Source organism: uncultured Marinobacter sp., from assembly GCF_947488835.1.
Lineage (GTDB): Bacteria > Pseudomonadota > Gammaproteobacteria > Pseudomonadales > Oleiphilaceae > Marinobacter.
Window position 1 is genome coordinate 242,656 of record NZ_CANLBK010000004.1, and the last position, 20,821, is coordinate 263,476.

A 20,821-nucleotide genomic window follows, 5' to 3' on the forward strand; every position below is an offset into this window, starting at 1 on the left:
CTCAGCCAATCGAAGCGATTTCCTGTTCCGTCAGATCCCGATACGCACCCGGCTCCAGTGCCGGGTCGAGGGATATATCACCAATGCTCTGCCTGTGCAGGGCCTCCACATGATTCCCTACCGCCGCCAACATGCGCTTGACCTGGTGATAGCGCCCTTCTGAAATGGTCAGTTCAATCAACTGAGGCTCCACAACCTTCACCCGCGCAGGCTTTGTGGGCTTTGAGTCATTTTTAAGCAGGATGCCGGTTTCCAATTCCTTGATGGCTGAATCTGTTATGGGTGTGTTCAGGCTTACCCGGTAAGTTTTCGGACAGTCTACCTTGGGGGAGGTGGCCCGGTGAGACCATTTTCCATCGGTTGTCAGTAGCAGCAAACCCGTGGTGTCGGCATCCAATCGCCCCGCAATGTGCAGATCCTGGGTCAGCTCCGCAGAGATGAGGTCCAAAGCAGTTGGGTGATCACTGTCGCGAGTAGCACTAACAACGCCAGCAGGCTTATTCAGCATGAGATAGCGCTCACCCTGAATCGTCAGTTGTGCGCCATCCAGCGAGATCTTTGCATCTGCAAGGATGTGCTTTCCCGTGTCTTTCCAAACCTCGCCGTTAACCTCAACTCTCCCCGCATGTATGGCGCGCCTGGCCTCTTTGCGTGAAAGCGCTGAGCTGGTGGAAACAAACTGATCAAGACGCATGGTTATTAACACTCCTTGCCAGGGGCTGGCGTTGCAAGATTGGCAAGACACAGCACAGGAATAGCGCCGGTGGTGCGGGCCCAGAGCAGAGGCAGGGCGCCGGTATTCATGAGGGGCCGTGGCGCACGTGCACCGTTTCCTGGCGTGAGTGCGCCGTCTCGATCATCTGCCAGAATGAAGGTAAATGGGTGTGCCCCGGGGATGCCCAGGCGAACATCGGTTGCGGTTATTTCGCTGTTGTGTGCCTGGTAGTCAAGAAAGCCTTTCGTAAACCATTCCAGGCGGCGGGCTTCGGGTAACTGTGCGACAGATTTGGCCAATTCTGGCTGACGGGGGAAATACTCAAGGGATAGAGGGGCGTCGCCATCCAGAAACCCGGTTACGATCTCGACTCGTTGATCATTCGTGATGGCCGTGGCACGCCATAACACCGTATTGAACGGCATGGGCTGCACCAGCAGTTCGGCCTTCTCAAAACCCGCCTCTGCGAGAGCCGGTTGGACTCGCTCGGTAATGATTTGTTGGGCCGCGAACGACCAGCCGAGATACGCAGTGGATAGAATCAGTCCCGCCGCTATGGCACGCACCGCCGGAGGGCGTATTAAAAAGGCAATGCAGCCTGCCACCAGCGGGAGTGTGTACAAAGGATCGATAATGAAGATGCTGCTTATTGCAAGGGGCCGGCCAATCGGCCAGAAAAGCTGTGTGCCGTAAGTGGTAAAGGTGTCCAGAAGCGGGTGCGTCATCAACGCCAGGGCCGTTAGCAATAACCAGCGGGGAAACCCCGGTTCAGGCTTCCAGCGCCAGAGCAAAGTGGCAAGCAGCAGTGATAAAGGCGCAAGCACAAACAGAGAGTGGCCGAAGCCCCGGTGCTGGGTAAAGTTAGCCACCGCCGTTCCGTAATCAATCAGCACATCGAGATCGGGAAGCGTGGCCAGTAATGCGCCGGTGAGCAGAACAGGGCGCCCGAGGGTTTTGCCTGCCACAAGGCCAGCAATTGAGGCGCCAAGAGCCGCCTGAGTGAGTGAGTCCATGAATTCCGTAAAATTAGAGAGTGATGGTGGGTATTATGCTTGGAATGCGGGTTCAGATCACGGGAAGAAGGGCGTACTGAAAAAAACGAGCGTTAAAAAACTGACACCCCGGGCTTGATGCAAACGCGGGGTGTCAGTTTTGAGCTATGTGCACGACAGGACAATAATTCCTGTTAGTGCTTCAGCCAATTAAGCGGCTTTGCGGCGACGTGCCATTCCGAGGCCGGCTAGGCCCAGGCCGAGCAGTGCCAGAGTGCCAGGCTCGGGGACTGCTACAGAGCGTACATTTAGCTTCGCTAAAAGGTCGACGGAGGTAGCGTCGCCTTCAGGGGTGAATATCTCAGTGACACCACCGTCGAATCCCAGGAGGGATAGCGAATAGATGTTGGAGCCAAACTGGAACTCTGAGCTTTCAATCATGTTGTCCAAACGAACAACATCATCCACGTCGCGACTTGAGCAGCCAAAAATAAACGCAAGTGGGCCGCAGTGAACGTTTGGCGTTTCAGTATGACTGAAATCAAACGTGTAAGGTCCGGTGATGTTGCCATTGCTTGGGTTTGTAGAGAACGAAGCGTACACGTCAAGGGCAGCGCCGGAGATGCTTTCTCCAGTGATGCGGTTGTTAAAATGGGTGAAAGTTCCTAGCACGAACGGGTCGTTAGAGGTCAGCGTTTGTGGCAAATTGTTAGGCCCTTCGAAGCTGAAACCACTTTGCGGCCCATTTGAGCACTCTCTCCACCAAAGAATTCCGGAGCACGACTCCTCGCCGGTACCCCAGCGAATGCTCTCTGATCCAACTCCTTGAACATTTGATCCGCCCACAGGCGGCTTCCATTCGCCGCTCACAGAGTCAAGATTTACTGGATAGGCAGCTACACTCATAGCTGCCGTCAGCAACAACGCACCAATGGATCCCTTCGCCAACATCTTCATGGCATAACTCCCAGCTTTAACAGTGAAATGACACAAATCGTTTTATGTCGTCAGTTGCTACCATTAAGCTAGATTCGTGCCAAATAAATATTGTTAGTTATATCAGTGTTTTATGCGTCGCTTTCTTTTTGGCTGTAAAGAAATCTGACAGTCTGTTTTAGATGCTAACCCCAAGCCGGTCAAGCAATTCCTGCCCCGGGAAGCCATCAGCGATCAGCCCTTCTGCGTGCTGATATTTACGAATCGCAGAGCGGGTCGCTGGTCCGGTAATACCATCGGGCTTGCCCGCATCGTACCCGCGCTCGTTGAGAGCTGCCTGAAGTGCAAGAACCGTATCTCGAGAAAGAGCCGGCGTATCCTCCGGTGGTGGATTCTGCAACATTCCCGCGCCCGCAATGCGGTCAGCCAGGTGCCCCACGGCTATGGCGTAGAACTCGGAGCGGTTCCAGCCCATGATCACTTTGAAGTTGTGAAAGGCAAGAAAGGCGGGCCCGCGGTGGCCGGCTGGAACGATCAGTGCCGCCGTAATGTCTTCCGTGGCAAGAGACTTTCCGAACGCATCGGTAATACCCAGCTCACCCCATTTGCTCAATGCAAGGCGGCGCCCATCAGCAAGGGAGTAGTCGAAATTTTGGGGCAGCAGTACTTCACGACCCCAACGGTAGTCTCCGTCCCAGTTCATCGACTGAAGAAACTTGCCGGCGGACATCATGGCGTCTGGCAAACTGTTCCACAGATCCCGGCGGCCGTCGCCATCGGCGTCTACCGCATGCTCCAAAAATACGGTGGGCATGAATTGTACGTGGCCCATTGCACCGGCCCAGGATCCTTCCATCTGTTCTACGGGTATGGCGCCTTCGTCAATAATGCGGAGCGCGGCAATCAACTGGGTGGTAAAAAAAGAGCTGCGTCGAGCATCGCAGGCCAGAGTTGTCAGCGAGTCCGGCACGGACATTTTGCCGAAATAGCTGCCGAAGTTGGTTTCCAGCCCCCAGAAGGCGACGAGATAGGGTGCGGGCACGCCGGTCTCTTCAGTTACCCGAGCCAGAAGTTCGCTGTGTTCTTTGATCAGCACCCGGCCTTTGCTCACCCTGTCGTCGTTAACCCGACGGTTCAGGTAGTCGGCAAAGGTGGTGGTGAACTCGGGCTGCCTGCGGTCCAGCTCGATTACCCGGTCTATATGCTTGACGCCGGTCATAACGTCTTGAGCGGTTTTTGCGCTCACCCCGGCTGCAATGGCTTTTTCCTGAAGTTGCAGTTTGCACTCCTCAAAGCCAACCGGCGCCGCCAGTACGGCCTCGTTGTCTGCCACTTTCGCCATTGCAGGCAGAGCGGAGATAGCCAGAAACGCGGATACAGATACATGGCATGCTATACGCCGGTTGGGCAGAATCCTTGCAAGCTTGGTCAGCACGGAAAACCTCGGTAATAGAAGAAGGTGTGGACTGTAAAAGGTCATGGTAGCGTGTTTTTCAGTTGGTGAAACACTTTACAGGGCCCATGGGGGTGACAGTTCTTTAACATGCCGCTTCAAGGGGTTTGCCAATACCACTGCTGGTGGCTTTCAGGTTGGAAGTTTGTGGTTTTTTGTTGCATGCAGGTTTCCCCTGCGGGCCTTTGTTCTATAGTTGGAGGCATACATTCATAAGAGTTCAAAACATGGCAACGCTGAAAGCGCTGGTGGTTGATGACGCCAGTTTTGTAAGGGATCTGGTTAAGCGCACAATACGCCAGCGCTTTCCCGTGATAGAAACCACCGACGCCCAGAATGGTCGCAGGGCGCAGTCACTGATGTCTCGCGGCATGTTTGATCTGATTCTTTGTGATTGGGAAATGCCGGAGATGTCTGGCCTTGAGTTGCTGCAGTGGATGCGCCAACAGCCTCAGTACGAAAAAGTGCCTTTTATCATGATTACCAGCCGTGGCGACAAAGACCATGTCATTGAGGCTGTAAAGGAAGGTGTGTCTGAATACCTTGGCAAGCCGTTCAGCCCGGAGGGCCTGAGCAAGAAGATCATCAAGGTCATGGGCAGCACGCTGACAACGGCTATGGGCCGCACTGGAAAATCCATGGAGGGGCCAGCAGATGCGTTCAAGGAGTCAGCGGCACTGCTGACACAAAAAAGAGAGCCAGTACCCGCACCAGTAGCTCAGCCCACCCCGGCAGCCGGTGCCTTCGCGCCGCCGGCTCAGCAGTCTTCTAAGCCCGTGGCCACCCGAAGCACTATGAGCCTTGCGTCAATCCGTTTTGCAGAGAGCACTCTGAAATCGGTCGTTAAAGACATTAACCTGACGGAAGTACGAGTCATTGCCCGGCGGGATCAAGAGTTTCCGGGCATTCTGGATCAGGCGGTGGTCGATATAGAAACCGGAGAAGGGCAGATGGCGCGGCTGAATGGCTACGTGCATCAGCTGCAAGCGGTTGATAAGCGGCAAGATACCGATTTTGTGAGTGTGTCCATTCGGTTTGTGGACGAGGATCCAAAGAAAATGGAGGATCTTTCCCGATTCATCGCGCGTTTCAGAGCAGGTAAGCGATAGCTTATTCAGTGATCGTCGACACTAGCCGCTCTTGGGGAAAGTGACACACAAACTCGCTGCCTTCACCAAGCCGGCTTTTTATCTCCAGATTCCCGTCGTGGTTAATCAGTACATGTTTGACGATGGCCAGGCCTAGCCCGGTTCCGCCGGTGTCTTTGTGTCGGCTGGGGTCTGCACGATAAAAGCGTTCCGTGAGCCGGGGAATGTGAACCTCATCAATACCGGAGCCTGTGTCTTTAACTGAAAGATGCCCCCCTTCATTGTCTGTGAACCAGAGCACCTTGATTTGGCCCCGAGCAGGCGTGTATTTAACCGCATTGAAGATAAGGTTAGAGAAAGCGCTACGCAGTTGGTTTTCGTTGCCGCTTATCAGTTGCTCGCTGGCCGCTTCAAAGTGGATGTCATGCTGGCTTTCACCGCTGAGAGTTCTTGCATCCTGGCAGATTTGCCGCACTAAACGGTCAACGTTGGTTGGTGCATCGTGCTCGGATTGCTTACCGGTTTCGATTCGGGATAAAAGAATAAGATCGGCAATCAGTGTCTCCATTCGGAACGACTGAGTAGCCATTGTGTTGACCGCTCTCCGCCACTTGGCGGGCAGATCATCCGCGTTGTCCACAAGGGTTTCCAGATAGCCGCTGATTACCGTTAGTGGTGTGCGCATTTCATGGGAAACATTGCTTACGAAATCCTGGCGCATCTGCTCTAACTGATGCAGGCGCGAGACATCCTTGGCCACAATTAGGCGGTCGTCTTCTCCAAACAGGCTGATCTGGATTTGCAGATGAATATGAGGTTTCGCGGGCGAGCTCAGCTCCAGGGGTTCTCGGTAGTTTTTTGCGTCAAAGTAGGCTTTGAAAGCCGGCGTGCGGATGAGATTGTAAATATACTGCCCTTGATCCGTAGAGCGTTGAAATCCCAATAGGTGCTCTGCAGAACCGTTCCACCATTCCATGGCGCCAAGAGCGTCGGTCATGATGACGCCGTCCCGCATGGCGTTTGTGGATTCCTGTATGCGATCTATGCGCGATCGCAGACTGTTCTGGGCTTGCAGAGAACTCTGGGTGAGCTTGTGCAGTTTTTCAAAAAAGCTGCCCCAGATGCCTACGCTTTGAGGCGCTTCACTGGCGCTATTCGGGTCTGACAGCCAATGCGCCAAGCTCCGGGTTTGGTAGAGCGTCCACAACAGATAGAGCCCAAGGCCGGCGGTCAAACCGTAAACCGGGTAACCCAAATACAGGCCAGCAAGCGTGCCGCCTGCAAGCCCGGCAAATGTGAGACGCAGATGTCGCGACCAGATTTTCTGCATTTAAAGGCAGCCTTGTGGTGCTTTTGGTGAGCGGCAAGCGTAGATCAAGCAGGCTGGGTAGAGAACCGGTAGCCTGCGCCTCTCACAGTTTGAATCAGATAGTCGTGATGCTCTCCCAACGCTTTGCGTAGCCGCCGAATGTGCACATCAACCGTTCGCTCTTCAACGTATACATTGCCGCCCCATACCTGGTCCAGAAGCTGAGAGCGTGTGTAAACCCGCTCCTGGTGAGTCATGAAGAACTGCAGCAGGCGGTACTCCGTGGGCCCGATATTCAGGGGGCGCTCGTTTGAAGTGACGCGGTGGCTGGCTGGGTCCAGTGCCAGGCCGTCTACCTCAATGGGGTCGTCGATGCCAGGAGGCGTTGCCCGGCGCAGCACGGCTTTCAGGCGGGCGACCAGTTCCCTTGGGCTGAAGGGTTTGGTGATGTAGTCATCAGCCCCGATTTCCAGGCCGCGGATCTTATTGTCTTCCTCAACCTTGGCGGTGAGCATGATGATGGGTATATCTGAGGTGGTTTCTTCTTTTTTCAGCCGTCTTGCCAGTTCTATGCCGCTGGTGCCGGGCAGCATCCAGTCCAGCAATATAATGTCGGGTTGCCTGTCGACGATCAGGGCGTGGGCCTCGGGGGCATCGCTGGCCTCGAGGCATTCGTAATCAGCCATCTCCAGCGCCACAACGATCATTTCGCGGATAGCGGGTTCGTCATCGACAATCAGGACGGTTTTTCCAGACATATTCTCTAACCTGTTTCAGACCATGATGTGTTGCTGAACCATTACAACGCTAGAGTGTTACAGCTGTGTGACAGCCCGGCCCATTCCGCCGTTACCAGATTTCTGCGGTGATTCTTTTCTACGACACGATCAGATCGATAACCAACCCGGTAAATACCGCGAACCCCGCCCAATTGTTGTTCAGGAAGGCTTTGAAGCAGCCGTTGCGCTCACGATCTTTGGCCAGATACTGCTGGTAGATAAACAGACAGGCCATGGCAACCAATCCAAGATAATAGATGCTTCCCAGCTCACAGCGGTTGCCGACAATTATCAGGATGAGCACCACCATGGCCTGAAGTGCGCCGATGATTGCACGGTCGCCATCGCCGAACAGGATGGCTGTGGATTTAATGCCGACTTTCAGATCGTCGTCGCGATCCACCATGGCATAGAAGGTGTCGTAAGCTACTGTCCAGAGTACGTTGGCCGTGAACAGCAACCAGGTAACCTGGCTGAGCTCGCCAGCTTCTGCCGCCCATGCCATGGGGATGGCCCAGGAAAATGCAGCACCGAGGAACAGCTGGGGTAAATGGGTGAAGCGCTTGGAGAAAGGGTAAATAAACGCCAGCAGGGCGCCGCCAAAGGAAAGGTAGAGCGTGAAGGTGTTGGTAAAAAACACCACCATCAGGAAAGAGATAATACAGAGGCCGCCAAACAGGGCGACTGCTTCCCAGGCCTTTACCCGGCCGGTGGTCAGCGGGCGGTCTTTGGTGCGCTCTACGTGTTTGTCCCAGTCCCGGTCGGCAAAATCATTAATGGCACAGCCGGCGGCACGCATAAAGAAAACGCCCAGTGTGAACACGATGATATTGCCTATGCCGGGGTTGCCCTCACCGGCAAGCCAGAGTGCCCAGTATGTGGGCCACAGCAGGAGGAGGGTGCCAATTGGGCGGTCGATGCGCAGCAGTTTTGCGTAATCGGTCAGTCGGCTCCGTATGTGGTCTGGCACGGCGTCTGGCAGCATGGGTCTATCCGTTTGGGGCATGGAACAGAATGTCTGGAACGTGAACGTGCAGGGATTATAGCCAGTGGGCGGGCGGGGGTGAAAGCCGGAGTTTTCTCCGCAGCCCATCAGCGCCTGCGGTAAAGCACGGGAAGCAGATATTCGCCCACCAGCAATGCGTTCTCTTTGTTGCTGAATAGAGAGCGACGCGCAAGTGCAGGCCGTTCGGCTACTGAGGAACTGTGGTTTGATGGGGTGCACAGCCCGGTTTCAAGAGGCCCTCGCTGCCAGTCCCGGCTGCTGAAAAGGAAGGCGCCGAGAGGTTTACTGCCAAGATTAAGCAGTCGGCGACCTTCACCTTTGAGGCAGGCAAGAGGAATAACGGTACGAGCTAGAACCCAGGGCTTGCCGTCGCCGCACAGGCGTACTTCGCGAATCCAGGCGAGTTGGCGAAAAGGGATCCCCAGGCGTCGGGCTTCTTCTAGGGTGGGTGTGGCAAAGCCTTCGCGCTGCACTTCTACGTGAAACGAGCTCGCACATTGCTTTTGCAGCGCCCGAGTGAAGGAGCCTTCAACTTTTAGCCAGTAATTCGCCGGGCCATGCACCTCCGGGTTGCGCAACCCGGCAGCGGCAAAAGAGCTATACCAATTGGTTGGTGGTATAGCCGTGCCCGGCTTGTCTATAGGGGGCTCGATTTCAAAGGCCCTTAACGGCATAGATTCCGGGAGCGTTGCGCCAGTACCCTTTGTAATCCATGCCGTAGCCAAACAGGAAGCGGTCTTCAACATACACGCCTGTGAAATCGGCCTTCAGATCCGGACGTGCTTTGCGGTCGTGCTGTTTGTCCACCAGAACGGCCGTCAGAACCTCTTTTGCCCCTTGGCTCAAACAATAGTCTGCTATCGCACTGAGGGTGGTGCCTTCGTCAAGGATGTCGTCAATAACCAGCACCGTGCGGCCTTTCATGTCGGCTTTGGGCTGAAGTGTCCACTCCAGAATGCCACCGGTTGTTTCCTGCCTGTAGCGTGTTGCATGCAGGTATTCCGCCTGCACCGGGAAGTTGAGGCGGGGCAACAGCTGACCGGTAAAGATCAGACCACCGTTCATCACACAAAACAGCAAGGGATTGCTGTCTTTGAGGCGGCCGGTAATGTCGTCGGCCAGAGTACGAATGGCAGTCTGCACCTGCTGCTCATCAACCAGGCAATCCGCTTCGGCCATAACCTGATTCATTTCGGCGACGGTATCGCTCATAACGGTCGGTCCTGTCGTAAAACGGGCGATTATACCGGAGAGGGACGGCGGAAGGGAGGGGGTATAATACGGACAATTGGCAGAAAAACTCGGTGTGAGCGTCTTCGCTGGCATTGGTCAATCATTACGCGCCGCGTATCATTGCGTCGCATCCTGTAAAAATGTGTGGTGGAGATATCGTTTATGAAGAAGTGGCAGTGCGTAGTGTGTGGCCTGGTTTACGATGAAGCAGAAGGTTGGCCGGAAGACGGTATTGAGCCTGGGACTGCCTGGGATGATGTGCCCGAAGATTGGGTTTGCCCCGATTGCGGTGTGGGCAAGGAAGATTTTGAAATGATCGAGATCGGTTGAACCCGAACGGAGCATGGCTATGACAGAGCAGACACCCATCGTAATTGTCGGAACCGGTTTGGCAGGTTACTCCCTGGCCCGTGAAATCCGTAAGCAGGATAAAGACGTGCGGATTGTGATGGTGACTGCCGATGATGGCGTCAGCTACTCCAAGCCCATGCTCTCTACCGGGTTTGCCAAAGGTAAGGATGCAGACGGTTTGGCTCAGGCAGCCACTGCGGCGATGGCAGAACAGTTGAACCTCGAACTGCGCACCTTCACCACTGTGACCGGCATAGACACCAACGGCCACCGATTATTGCTGGGTGATAGTAGCCTGACATACAGCAAGCTGGTGTTGGCCTGGGGCGCAGATGTGATTCGGCTGACGATACCCGGTGAGGGTCAGGAGCGAGTCTTCCCGATCAACGATCTGGAAGATTACCGGGTGTTCCGCAAGGCACTGATGCCAGGTGGTCGAGTGGCCATTATGGGTGCCGGGTTAATTGGCTGCGAGTTTGCCAACGACCTGCGTAATGGCGGCTACGAGGTGGATATCATTGCGCCTTCCGATGTTGTCATGCCGAGTTTGCTTCCTCCAGTTGCCGCGAACGCGGTGCAGCAGGAACTGGAAGCCTTGGGCGTGCAGTTTCATCTGGAAACCGTGGTGGAGCGTTTAGAGCCGGTTGGGACAGATGTAAAGCTGTTCCTCGCCAATGGTGAAACACTGCCAGCGGATATTGTAATTTCTGCGGTAGGCTTGCGGCCCCGCACACAATTGGCAAGAGCAGCCGGGATCGACGTGGGCCGGGGGATTAAAGTAAACAGACTGCTGGAAACCTCGGCCAAGGATGTTTATGCCTTGGGTGACTGTGCTGAAGTAGATGGCCATGTGCTGCTCTACGTTCTGCCGTTGATGGCATGTGCCCGTGCCCTGGCAAAGACCCTGACGGGAGCGCCGACAGAGGTAATCTACGGCACCATGCCTGTGATGATCAAAACCCCGTGTTGCCCGACAGCGGTGTGCCCGCCGCCATCAGATGCCGAAGGTAGCTGGGAAACCGAGCAGGATGGGACCCATGTAAAATCCCTGTTCAGAAGCAAAGAGGGAGAGGTTCTGGGCTTTGCGGTTACCGGCCGGTTTGCATTGGAAAAGCAGGCGCTCTCCAAAGTGGTACCACCCATTCATTCTTGAATGCGCTGCCTCCTGTTGGCGCTTTTCGTTGCGAAAGTTCTCCGCTTGCGGTAGAAAACCCTTCGTGAGCTAACGAATCAACAGGAGCAGGCATGCTTGACGTCACAAAAAAACTGGTGGAACTGCTGTATCTCGCCCCCACTGGCGATGACCACTATCGGGGCGAGAGCCAGGACCTGGGGTTTCCCCACGTATTTGGAGGGCAGGTGCTCGGGCAGGCTCTGATGGCTGCCAGCCATACGGTTGAAGGTCGCCTCTGCCATTCCTTGCATGCCTATTTCCTGCGGCCCGGCAACAAGCAAATGCCGATAGAATACGAGGTTCAGCGGGTTCGGGATGGTGGCAGTTTTTCTGTTCGCCGAGTTATCGCACGCCAGGATGGCAAGGAAATCCTCACAGGTTCTATGTCGTTTCATGCCCCGGAGGAGGGGTTTGATCACCAGGTCGACATGCCCGAAGCGCCAGACCCTGAAACCCTGCGTTCGGAGCAGGATTGGGGCAAGATAATGGCGCCGCATGCACCGGAAGCCTTCCGGGAGATTATGACCCGCGACCGGCCCATAGAAATACGGCCAGTGAACCCTACGAATCCGTTCCAGCCTGATAAGCGCCCGCCCCACAAACAAAACTGGATCCGGGCATTGGGTACCTTACCGGATGATCCGGTTTTACATCGCTGCCTGCTCACCTACGCATCGGATTTTTCGTTTTTGGGAACATCTCTCAATCCCCATGGTGTATCGTTTATGAACAACGAGCTGCAGGCGGCAAGTCTTGATCATGCCATGTGGTTCCATCGCGACTTCCGTATGGAAGACTGGCTGCTTTACGATAAGGACAGCCCGAGTGCGTCTTCCGGGCGAGGTTTTAATCGGGGTAACTTTTTTAATCAAGACGGTGTCCTGGTGGCATCGGCAACTCAGGAAGCGTTGATTCGCAAGCGTTAACGTCGATTGAGTGTTATCCGGGGGTGTGTTGTCTGGTGACGGCTTCATGCCTTTGGGATAGCCAGCCCAGCATGCGTTCAAGTGGCAGCGGCCGGCTCAGGAAGTAGCCCTGAATCATGTCGCAGCCCATCCCTTTCAGCAGATCTGCAGTGGCCTCCTCTTCCACGCCCTCGGCCACAACCAGGTAGCCGAGGCTGTGACACATGTTGATGGTCGTCTGAACAATTACTCTGTCTTCTTCGCGGGTAGCCAGATCCGTAATAAGCGATCGATCAATTTTGATTTCGCTGGCGGGTAATTGCTTGATATAGGAAAGCGAGGAGTAGCCGGACCCGAAGTCATCAATGGACACCGGAATCCCCGCGTTGGCCAGTGAGTTAAGGGCTTTAAGAGCGTTGACGGGGTCCTGCATCATCGATGTTTCTGTAACCTCAAAGATGATCGCGCCCCGGTGTTCCACGTGTGCCCCCATCAAGCGTTTTACAAACATCGGAAAATCCGGTTCCCGGAGATTATTCGGTGAGATATTGACCGAGAGGTCCAGAAGATGGCCGTTATCGAGCAGGCGGCTCCGGAGTTCAAGTGATTGCTCCAGCACCCAACGGGTGAGTGGTTTTATCAGCCCTGTCTGCTCAGCCAGCGTGATGATTTCATCCGCAGGCACGGGCTGTTCTCTTGCTGGCCAGCGAATGAGGGCCTCCATTCCACAGATCCTGCCGGTTCTTAGGTTCAGCTTGGGCTGCAAATGGAGCGCCAGTTCATTATTCACAAGTGCTTTCTGTAATTCTGAGACCATCGTAAGCCGGCTGGCACTGTATGAGTCCAGGGATGGCCTGTAGTACGCAATTCCGCGCTCACGGGCGCGCTCTGAGCCCTCCGCTATCGAAGCCCTGCGAATCAAAGAGGATGCGTCAGTGCCATCAACCGGTGAAACGGCGACGCCAATCTGGGCGTTCAGTGGAATCTTCATGCCAAGAAAATCGACGGGGGCACGGATAGCTTCCAGTGCACGGACAACCGCTCTGCGTGCCTGCTCGGTCATATCGGCATCCACTATGCAGACTAATGTCTCCAGGTCGAGAGAGGCTGTGTAAAAGCTGCGCCCGTTATGTTGACCAAGAGAGATAACGCCTGGAATCTGACGGGCGATAGCATTCGCATTTTTCGCGGTCACCTCTGAAATGAGGTCGCTGTTTCGGTGCCCAAGGGTCTTGGTCACAGACTGCAAGTTATTCAGGTGGATGACGACAATGCCGTGCCGGGTGTCTGGAGTCCGGCGAATCAGGTCATTCACTTGCATCTCGAAATTGGTACGGTTGGGAAGGCCTGTAAGCGAGTTGTGTAGTGCGTTTTCTATTAGTTTCAGTTCGGCTGAACGCCGGGCTGCCATGGCTTTCAGCTCCGCATCGCGGGCTGCTACCTTCCCTTGGCGTTCTTGGTAAAGCCGCGCGGCCAGCGCCAGTGCCAGCAAAACTGCCTGAAGGGCAGACCCGATCTCCATACCGTAAGCTGTAATAAAGTTGTTGGGCATAAACCCGGCTTTGTTCGCACCGGTAATGGCGCTGCCAACGGACAAGGCGCACCAGGCTATTGTGTAATAGCCAGCTTGTGGGTTGCCGCGTATCCATTGTAATGGCCCCATGATGGTAAGAAGCAGCGTGCTTGGGATCGCGACAGCCACCGATAACCGTATGGAAGTGCTGAAATCAAGCAGGCCGGAGGCTGCGATCAGGAGTGCGTTTGCCGCAATAAAGCCGATGACAACCCGGTTCAGAGCCGGCCCGGAATGTTCAAGTTGGAGAAATGAGCGCGAAAATAACAGGGTAAACATGACGGCAAAGGGTATGGAAAGCAAGGTGACCCAGCTATGAAGCTCAGGGCTCCTTGGCCACAGCAGTTGGAAGGCCGTGCCATTCAAGCTGCTGATTAGCAGAAGGTAGCTTATCGTCGAGAGCACGTAGAAAAGATAGACATTCTCGCGCAGAGCAAAAAATACAAACAGGTTGAAAAAAATAACGCTGATCAATACGCCGTAATAGATGGCATGGAGCTGCTCCTCAACGGATGCGTGCTCAAAAAACGTTTGAGCATTCCATAGAGCCAAGGGTGCTTGCAAAGTACCTGTTGTTCTCACTTCGAGCAAAACCTGCCGATCAGTGCTTGTGTCCGCGCTGAACGGGAACAGGAAGTGCCGGTTGAGGATGGGGCGCTCTTTGAAGGGGTGATGGTCGCCAGTAACGGTCGCTTCAATAACCTGCCCGTTTTCCATCAGATAAAAGACAACGTGATCCAAATGGGCGTACCCGATCTCAAGCAAATTAATCTGGGGGTTAACAGGAACATCAAAACGGAACCAAATGGTATCCCGGGTGTAGCCAAAATTTGCGCTGCTGTTTGCGAGAGGTTGCCAGTCACCAGAGGCTGATGCTTCGGCGGGCGACAGTTCAGCGTCGGGAGACAGGCGGAGAAACTCGACACTGGGAAAATGGAACGCCTCAGCGCCCTGGCAGCTAAACGCCAGGGATAAAAACAGCGCAACTGCTGTCAGAGTGCGAAACCATTTGAATCTTGTCACGATTCACCGAAAGTTGTGGTTGTTTTCAAAACCAGTGTGGACTGTAGCTAATAGCGGCCCAAAGTGCTCCTAGTTTAGTGCGGCAGATACCCATTTACGTACCCAGGGCAAGGCTTCTTCTTCCGGTTCCTGGGTTTCCAGCGCATCAATGCGTAGAGTGTCGCCAACCTTTCGGGCAGCGGTTTCATAAAGTGCTTCTTCCATCAGCTCGCCGGCGCCACAATACGTATCACCGTAAGAGCTATCCCCCAGAACAATGATGCCAAAGGGGCGTCCTGGCTGTTGTGGTAACTGATCACGCAAATCCACATAAAAGGGTAGAAGGTTGCCGGGAACTTCTCCTTCGCCAGTGGTCGATGTGCAAACCAGCAAAGGGGCCGTATCAGAGGTCATATCCTCCAGTGTCGGGTTCTCCAGAACCTTAACGGAATAGCCTTCGGCATCCAGAGCCTGCTTGATGGCTTTGGCGGTCATCAGTGCCCCGCCATAGACGCTACCCACCAGAATTCGAATGTCTTTCATGTAATTTCCCGTTCAGTGCAAATCGATTTTCCAGGTTTTATTTAGCGCCGGATAGTAGCGGCCAGGCTATGCAGTCTCAAGCGCTTGGTGCATCTTGGGCATTTGCAGCCTGGCTGCGTACCCGAGGTGCAATCCGGTTGCGTCCGGATTCCTTGGCGCTGTAGAGATGCAAGTCTGCTTGGCGAAGCATGTTGTCAATGGAGTCGGCCTGAGAAATAGAGCAGACGCCCGCACTCATGGTTATGGGTAAATCCTCGCCGTGGAAGCTAAAGCTCTCCCGCGCTACCTCGCTGCGTAAGCGTTCGGCCAGCGTGAGAGCTGGAAGCAGGGATGTATCCGGCAGCAGCAGGAGAAACTCCTCGCCGCCCCAGCGGGCCGCCACATCGGTTTGACGGATGACGGACTGCACCGTTGTGGCAAACTGCTTCAGAGCTGCATCGCCAGCGCTATGGCCATAGTGGTCGTTGATATTCTTGAAAAGATCGAGGTCGATCAGAACAATGGAAAAGTGGTGCCCGGAACGCTGGTACCGTGAAAACTCTTCCGATAACCGATTCAGGATATCTCGCCTATTAGACAGCCCGGTAAGCTCATCGGTTTTGGCCGCATGTTCGTGAGTCAGGGCGAGATCCAGCAATTCGTTACGAGCCTTCAGTCTGCTGGCTTCGAGGACAAAACAGAAGATCGATTCAAAGGTCAGTGTTGCGAAAAAGCGGATCTTGAAGTCGCCGCTGTACTCCGCCTGCACAAAGGGCAGGCCGGGAAACTGGAACACAATAAGGGCAACCAGATAGACCAGCAGAAGAATCATGGTGCCGGTTTTCAGATTGGTCAGGAAAAACAGCAGAGGCGGAAACACGTAGAACCACAGAGGGCCGGTATTGCTCTCACCGCCGGAGGCTATGAGGTAAGTAAAAAGAAAGCTTACAATAACCAAAAGCCCGGTTTTTTGTATCTCGCGATTCCGGGAGAAGGCAAACCAGACCATGTTCGCGACCACGGGCAGAATAAATCCCCACAGGGCAAGAGCGTGACCGTAATGTGCTGAGCTCCAGGCTTTTGCGCCAATGCCGAACAGGGTCAAAATCGCCGCGAGTGACAGCCACGTCAGCACCAGTGAAATCTGCGCGCTTTCGCGTTCCTGTGCAGCTTGATAGCCCAAGGATGAGTGTTTTGTCATAGCGGCCTTGTTGTTATGTACAACGCTGTTGTTTATTACTCTGGCTCTTTGCCCATTATGAATCAGGCAACGGTAGGTATGCATCTGTTTCAGGTGTATTGTGTGATCGGTTCGCGCAGACGCACATTAGTTTCAATTTCAGGGTAAAAAATTTATAGTTGCGCGCTACACGGTGGATCCTTCCCCATTCAGACCAAATGAGACTTATTCTGTTATGGCCCGTTCAAGCGGATTTCTGGACACTCTTCTTACCAGCAACTCTACAGAGCGATACCGGGTCGGGCTCAGCTTGTTGTTCTTGCTCGGCGTCTGGCTGGCGGTAGGTTCCTTCAGTGAAGGGTTGCCCAATAGCACCTTGCTTATGGCTGCAGCGGTCATCGGCGGCTATATGGCGATCAATATAGGTGCTAACGACGTTGCAAACAACGTTGGTCCTGCGGTTGGCTCTGGTGCTCTCTCTCTGGGTGCTGCCGTTATTCTGGCAGGCATTTTTGAATCTGCTGGTGCGTTGATTGCGGGTGGCGATGTTGTCTCTACCATCAAGGGCGGCATTATTGATCCCACAAGTCTTGAAGACGGCCGCGCCTTTGTCTGGCTGATGACAGCAGCTCTTCTTGCAGGTGCGCTCTGGCTCAATCTGGCCACCTGGATGGGTGCGCCTGTATCCACCACCCACTCCATTGTCGGCGGCGTGCTCGGCGCCGGCATTGCTGCTGGCGGCTGGGGCATTGCAGATTGGGGTGTTATGGCCAAGATTGCCGCCAGCTGGGTTATTTCGCCAGTTCTTGGCGGGGCCTTGGCGGCCCTGTTGCTATTTGTTATCAACAAAACTGTGCTTTATAGAAGGAACGTAATACCTGCAGCGCGAACCTTTGTACCCTGGCTCGTCGCCATCATGGCATGGGCCTTCGGCACCTACTTGATGATCAAAGGCGTAAAGAAAATTGTTGAGGTCGACTTCCTTCAAGCCTCTCTGGTCGGCTTGGGTGCTGCGGTAGTCTCCTTTTTTATCGTGCGATCTCTGGCTTCTCGTCGCGCAGCCACTATGGAAAACAGCGCAGGGGGGGTGAATACCCTGTTCACCTGGCCACTGATATTTGCGGCTGCTCTGCTAAGCTTCGCCCATGGTGCAAACGACGTAGCGAATGCTATCGGCCCACTTGCGGCCATCAACGATGCGCTATCCAACGGTGCGATCGTGACAGCTTCAAGCATTCCTCTGTGGGTCATGATGATTGGTGCCCTGGGCTTAACCGTCGGCCTCATGCTCTTTGGTCCGCGTCTGATCAAAACCGTGGGCAGCGAAATTACCGAGCTGGATAAGACCCGTGCCTTCTGTATTGCACTGTCGGCGGCACTTACGGTTATTCTGGCGTCGCAACTGGGCTTGCCGGTGAGCTCTACGCACATTGCCATTGGCGGCGTTTTCGGTGTTGGCTTTTTGCGTGAGTATCTGAAATCCAATTACGCGACGCAATTGCATAAGATCATGGAAGAGCGTGATGAAGATGATCTTGAGCGTCTCAAGCCTTTCCTGGATGACTTCCGCAACGCTTCTGTTGAAGAGATGGAGAAGCTTCTCAAGCGGGCCAAGAAAAAGAAGCACGTGCCGCTTACCAAGTCGGACCGCAAGCGGCTCAAGAAAATCTACAAAGAAGAAATGGTTAAACGCTCACACCTTGTTCGAATAGCGGCTGCCTGGATTATCACAGTGCCCGCATCAGCAATTATGGCAGCCATACTGTTTTTCACTTTGCGTGGGCTGTTCGTCTGATTGTGCTGGCTGGTTGTAACGCTTAGGTTTGGCCATACTGTGTATATGCTACGGGAGCTGCATGCTCCCCCAGAATTTATTTGCCCCGGAGGGTGAGGTATGAGTACACCGATTGAAAGCCGTCGTCAGGCCAAGGTGATTGATGAGCTTCGAGTGTTTATCAAGAAGGTGTTAAGCGATCCGACCATCGCGGTAAAGTCTATCGACATTGCCCGAAAGTACCGGTCTCAGCCTGGCTCCGACGAAGTGATCGCCCGGGAAATCAGCGCTAACACAACCATCCGTATTCCGGAAAAATGGAGTGACGCGGATAGAATGTTCCTGGAAATTATTGACGAAGTGCTGGATGACGAAGAGGCTTTGTACTGAGCTAGGCTCCGGTGGAGCGAGCAGGACGGGGCGAGGCGATTTCAGAAACACGCTGTGAATACGTCCCTGTACGCTCGGCTCCGCCATCCATGGCTCCGCACGGTTTCTGAAATCGCCTCGCCCCGTCCTGCTCACCGAATCTTCAGAGTTGCTTGTCTCAGGCCTGCTTTTGCCCTTGCTCATGCTGCTTCAGCACCGCATCCGCCATTTGGTGCAGTATTCTGATTTCGTCCTGAATTCCTTCTTCTCCTGAAAGCTCTCGCTGCTCTTCCAGAATGTCCGCCAGTATTTCAGGTGTGGTCAGAGGATTCGCCAGAACAACCCGGAACACAATGCACGGGAACTTGTAGTAACAGGCTGGTTCCAGCCGGGTTCTCGACACAAATGCCTTGCCCCGTTCCCGTTGGGTTTTCTGGATAAATTTGGTGACGCTATTCAGGCACGCGTTAAGCTTTTCCGCCTGAAGTGGATCAGCCAAAGCCAAAGCTTGCTGCACGTTTTCCGGGCAGTAGCGGTAGGTAAGAATGTTCAGCTCAGGCCGGGTCACCAGCTCAAAATCAGGTTGAGCGTCAATCATTTCGGCGAAGTTTGCCGCTTTTTCAATACCCTGATCAATCAGTATCTCGTAGCCTTCCCGGGCCAGAATTTTCAAACCGGAATGGATCAGCATCGACATGCCGGGGCGTGAACCTTCCAACGTGGTAGAGCCCAGGTCGCGGGAGCCTTTACGGATAATGTATTGGGCGTGGTGCTCAACAGCACTGGCGAGGCTGGGGTCTTTGAATACCACCAAACCAACACCCATAGGCACATACAGCTGCTTGTGGGCATCGAAGGTGACTGAGTCTGCCTTTTCTATGCCGCGCAATAAATGACGATAGGTTCGGGAGAACAGTGTTGGGCCGCCCCAGGCTGCATCTACGTGGAAATGGGCACCGAATTCCCGGGCGATGTCTGCCATGGCGTCCAGAGGATCAACGTTGCCGGTCTCGGTGGTGCCGGCAATGCCGCAGATGGCCATAACCTTGATTTTCTGTTTCTGCAATTCCAGGCACTTGTCACGCAGGGCGTCTGTTTGGATTCGGTTATCGTCGTCTGTGTCTACTGCAACCAGAGATTCACGGCCAAGGCCTAGCACGTCGGCGGCTTTGCCCAGAGAGTAATGCCCGCGGCGGGATACCACTATGGCAGCGCCTTCGTAGCCATAGTATTTCAATGCACGGAACAAACCTTCCTGGTGCAGGCCGCGGAAGCTGCCTTCTGCCGGGAAAGCACGGTTGCGTGCAACCCAGAGTGCGGTGAGGTTGGCTACTGTGCCCCCGGAGCACATGGCTCCCAGGGAATGGCGGGGGTCGTGCATCCACTTGCGATAAAAGGCGCCGTCTTCCTGATACACCAGCCGGTGTATCATGCCCAACACTTGCCGCTCCATAGGCGTGAAGGCCTTGGAGGTTTCAGTTTTTACCAGGTTCTGGTTCAAGGCAATCATGATCTTGGACAGCGGCAGCATGAAGTATGGCAGTGCTGAGGTCATGTGGCCGATAAAGGCGGGTGATGCAGTGTGAACGGAATTGGCAACCAGTTTGTCGAGCAGGAATTGGGCCTGCTCTGAAACGAACACGGGCTTTTCCGGGATGGTGTAGTCGGAGAAGTTCTTCTCGACGTCTGCAAGATCCCGTTCAACCGCAACGATATGCTCTTGCAGGAAGCCTGCAAGGTTGCGGGAAATATTCTGGTCAATACGGCTGAGCGTGGACTCCGGTGCCTCGGGCACGGTGAACACGCGATACATGGCTTCAACTGAGGCCTGAGCCGTCTTTTTCTTGCCGGTCATAGATACCACACACAATCAGTGGTCACCGCAGGGCCTGTTCCCGATGCCCAACGGATACAGCCGGGGTCTGTTTCCGGCATTGGTTACTTGTCACCTGTCGCTTCCAGGCACACTGGCATCCCTGAGGGGGCGTAGTATACGGGCTGCTTAAATGTTGTGCCACTGAGCTTTATCAGAGAATTTCCCGGTGAATGTCGAGTATAGCCGCATCGACCTTTTCCTGTATGGCTTTCTCTACCTGGTCGAGGCGCTGGGTGATTTGCTGCGATGAGGTGCCCAGCGCAGCGATTGTCCAAGTGGCGCAATCGAGGGCTTCCAGGTCGGCGGTTTCGGCTACGGCCAGGTCGGGTTCTTTGCCCCAGACGGCGCGCAGCGGGGTGAAGACTTTGCGTTTGGCCTTGAGGTCTTCGCAGCCGTAAAGCTGGAAGTGCAGGGTGAGTACGCCTACGTGGGGTGTGATCGCGGTGTTGTGTTGGGGCGCATTGCCTTCTTTGAGTAATTTTCTTAGTGCTTCTGACATGTTACTCCGTGAAAGAGCAGGTGGGGCGCAGCTTCTGAAACACGCTGTGGATACGTCCGTGTACGCTTGGCTCCGCCATCCCTGG

General features: G+C 54.6%; 20 protein-coding genes. 6 read left to right on the plus strand and 14 right to left on the minus strand.

Features of this window, described 5'->3' with window-relative positions; translation table 11 throughout:
• Position 1 precedes the first annotated feature (1 nt).
• The 4 genes from rsuA to Q0824_RS14730 all read right to left on the minus strand — a co-directional run bounded on the left by rsuA (position 2) and on the right by Q0824_RS14730 (position 4,078).
• Entirely contained in the window at positions 2-694 is a 693-nt protein-coding gene (gene rsuA / locus Q0824_RS14715) for a 16S rRNA pseudouridine(516) synthase RsuA (RefSeq protein WP_298452277.1), read from the minus strand.
• Positions 695-699: 5 nt separating this feature from the next.
• Complete coding sequence (locus tag Q0824_RS14720) at positions 700-1,728, minus strand: metal-dependent hydrolase (RefSeq protein WP_298452280.1); 1,029 nt, start codon at positions 1,726-1,728, stop codon at positions 700-702.
• A 189-nt stretch (positions 1,729-1,917) separates the two neighbouring features.
• Complete coding sequence (locus Q0824_RS14725) at positions 1,918-2,664, minus strand: THxN family PEP-CTERM protein (protein WP_298452282.1); 747 nt, start codon at positions 2,662-2,664, stop codon at positions 1,918-1,920.
• Between the two features lie 157 nt (positions 2,665-2,821).
• Positions 2,822-4,078 carry a lytic murein transglycosylase gene (locus Q0824_RS14730; RefSeq protein WP_298452286.1) on the minus strand — a complete coding sequence of 419 codons (1,257 nt, stop codon included), beginning with the start codon at positions 4,076-4,078 and terminating at the stop codon, positions 2,822-2,824.
• Between the two features lie 245 nt (positions 4,079-4,323).
• Between Q0824_RS14730 and Q0824_RS14735 the strand changes: the two genes are divergently transcribed.
• Complete coding sequence (locus Q0824_RS14735; protein ID WP_298452288.1) at positions 4,324-5,205, plus strand: response regulator; 882 nt, start codon at positions 4,324-4,326, stop codon at positions 5,203-5,205.
• Between the two features lies 1 nt (position 5,206).
• Here Q0824_RS14735 and phoR read toward each other — a convergent pair whose 3' ends face one another.
• The 5 genes from phoR to Q0824_RS14760 all read right to left on the minus strand — a co-directional run bounded on the left by phoR (position 5,207) and on the right by Q0824_RS14760 (position 9,490).
• A complete protein-coding gene (phoR, locus tag Q0824_RS14740) occupies positions 5,207-6,514 on the minus strand; it encodes a phosphate regulon sensor histidine kinase PhoR (RefSeq protein ID WP_298452290.1) in 1,308 nt (435 codons plus the stop codon).
• Positions 6,515-6,558: 44 nt separating this feature from the next.
• Positions 6,559-7,251, minus strand: a complete 693-nt coding sequence (gene phoB / locus Q0824_RS14745; RefSeq protein WP_298452292.1) for a phosphate regulon transcriptional regulator PhoB — start codon at positions 7,249-7,251, stop codon at positions 6,559-6,561.
• Positions 7,252-7,369: 118 nt separating this feature from the next.
• Positions 7,370-8,257: a 4-hydroxybenzoate octaprenyltransferase gene (gene ubiA, locus Q0824_RS14750; RefSeq protein WP_298452295.1), complete on the minus strand. Its 888-nt coding sequence runs from the start codon at positions 8,255-8,257 to the stop codon at positions 7,370-7,372.
• A gap of 107 nt (positions 8,258-8,364) precedes the next feature.
• Positions 8,365-8,952, minus strand: a complete 588-nt coding sequence (locus Q0824_RS14755; RefSeq protein WP_298452298.1) for a chorismate lyase — start codon at positions 8,950-8,952, stop codon at positions 8,365-8,367.
• The gene (locus tag Q0824_RS14760) at positions 8,933-9,490 is read right to left on the minus strand and encodes a hypoxanthine-guanine phosphoribosyltransferase (protein WP_298452302.1); all 558 of its coding nucleotides are present in this window, start codon (positions 9,488-9,490) and stop codon (positions 8,933-8,935) included. Before Q0824_RS14760 ends, Q0824_RS14755 begins: the two co-directional genes overlap by 20 nt.
• 183 nt (positions 9,491-9,673) lie before the next feature.
• On the opposite strand from Q0824_RS14760, the gene rd reads away from it, so the two are divergent.
• The 3 genes from rd (at position 9,674) to Q0824_RS14775 (ending at position 11,962) form a co-directional block, all read left to right on the plus strand.
• Positions 9,674-9,841, plus strand: a complete 168-nt coding sequence (gene rd, locus Q0824_RS14765; RefSeq protein WP_072795848.1) for a rubredoxin — start codon at positions 9,674-9,676, stop codon at positions 9,839-9,841.
• 19 nt (positions 9,842-9,860) lie between these two features.
• The gene (locus tag Q0824_RS14770) at positions 9,861-11,015 is read left to right on the plus strand and encodes an FAD-dependent oxidoreductase (protein WP_298452311.1); all 1,155 of its coding nucleotides are present in this window, start codon (positions 9,861-9,863) and stop codon (positions 11,013-11,015) included.
• Between the two features lie 92 nt (positions 11,016-11,107).
• On the plus strand, positions 11,108-11,962 hold the full coding sequence (locus tag Q0824_RS14775; RefSeq protein ID WP_298452313.1) for an acyl-CoA thioesterase II: 855 nt from the start codon (positions 11,108-11,110) through the stop codon (positions 11,960-11,962).
• A gap of 13 nt (positions 11,963-11,975) precedes the next feature.
• Here Q0824_RS14775 and Q0824_RS14780 read toward each other — a convergent pair whose 3' ends face one another.
• The 3 genes from Q0824_RS14780 to Q0824_RS14790 all read right to left on the minus strand — a co-directional run bounded on the left by Q0824_RS14780 (position 11,976) and on the right by Q0824_RS14790 (position 16,239).
• Entirely contained in the window at positions 11,976-14,537 is a 2,562-nt protein-coding gene (locus Q0824_RS14780; RefSeq protein ID WP_298452316.1) for an EAL domain-containing protein, read from the minus strand.
• Between the two features lie 69 nt (positions 14,538-14,606).
• Positions 14,607-15,059, minus strand: a complete 453-nt coding sequence (locus tag Q0824_RS14785; protein ID WP_298452319.1) for a flavodoxin — start codon at positions 15,057-15,059, stop codon at positions 14,607-14,609.
• A 76-nt stretch (positions 15,060-15,135) separates the two neighbouring features.
• Positions 15,136-16,239 carry a GGDEF domain-containing protein gene (locus Q0824_RS14790; protein WP_298452322.1) on the minus strand — a complete coding sequence of 368 codons (1,104 nt, stop codon included), beginning with the start codon at positions 16,237-16,239 and terminating at the stop codon, positions 15,136-15,138.
• 214 nt (positions 16,240-16,453) lie between these two features.
• On the opposite strand from Q0824_RS14790, the gene Q0824_RS14795 reads away from it, so the two are divergent.
• Positions 16,454-18,013: an inorganic phosphate transporter gene (locus Q0824_RS14795; RefSeq protein ID WP_298452324.1), complete on the plus strand. Its 1,560-nt coding sequence runs from the start codon at positions 16,454-16,456 to the stop codon at positions 18,011-18,013.
• A 99-nt stretch (positions 18,014-18,112) separates the two neighbouring features.
• Positions 18,113-18,382, plus strand: a complete 270-nt coding sequence (locus Q0824_RS14800) for a hypothetical protein (protein ID WP_298452326.1) — start codon at positions 18,113-18,115, stop codon at positions 18,380-18,382.
• A gap of 157 nt (positions 18,383-18,539) precedes the next feature.
• Here Q0824_RS14800 and panP read toward each other — a convergent pair whose 3' ends face one another.
• A complete protein-coding gene (panP, locus tag Q0824_RS14805; protein WP_298452329.1) occupies positions 18,540-20,216 on the minus strand; it encodes a pyridoxal-dependent aspartate 1-decarboxylase PanP in 1,677 nt (558 codons plus the stop codon).
• Between the two features lie 172 nt (positions 20,217-20,388).
• On the minus strand, positions 20,389-20,736 hold the full coding sequence (locus tag Q0824_RS14810; protein WP_298452332.1) for a DUF503 domain-containing protein: 348 nt from the start codon (positions 20,734-20,736) through the stop codon (positions 20,389-20,391).
• Positions 20,737-20,821 lie beyond the last annotated feature (85 nt).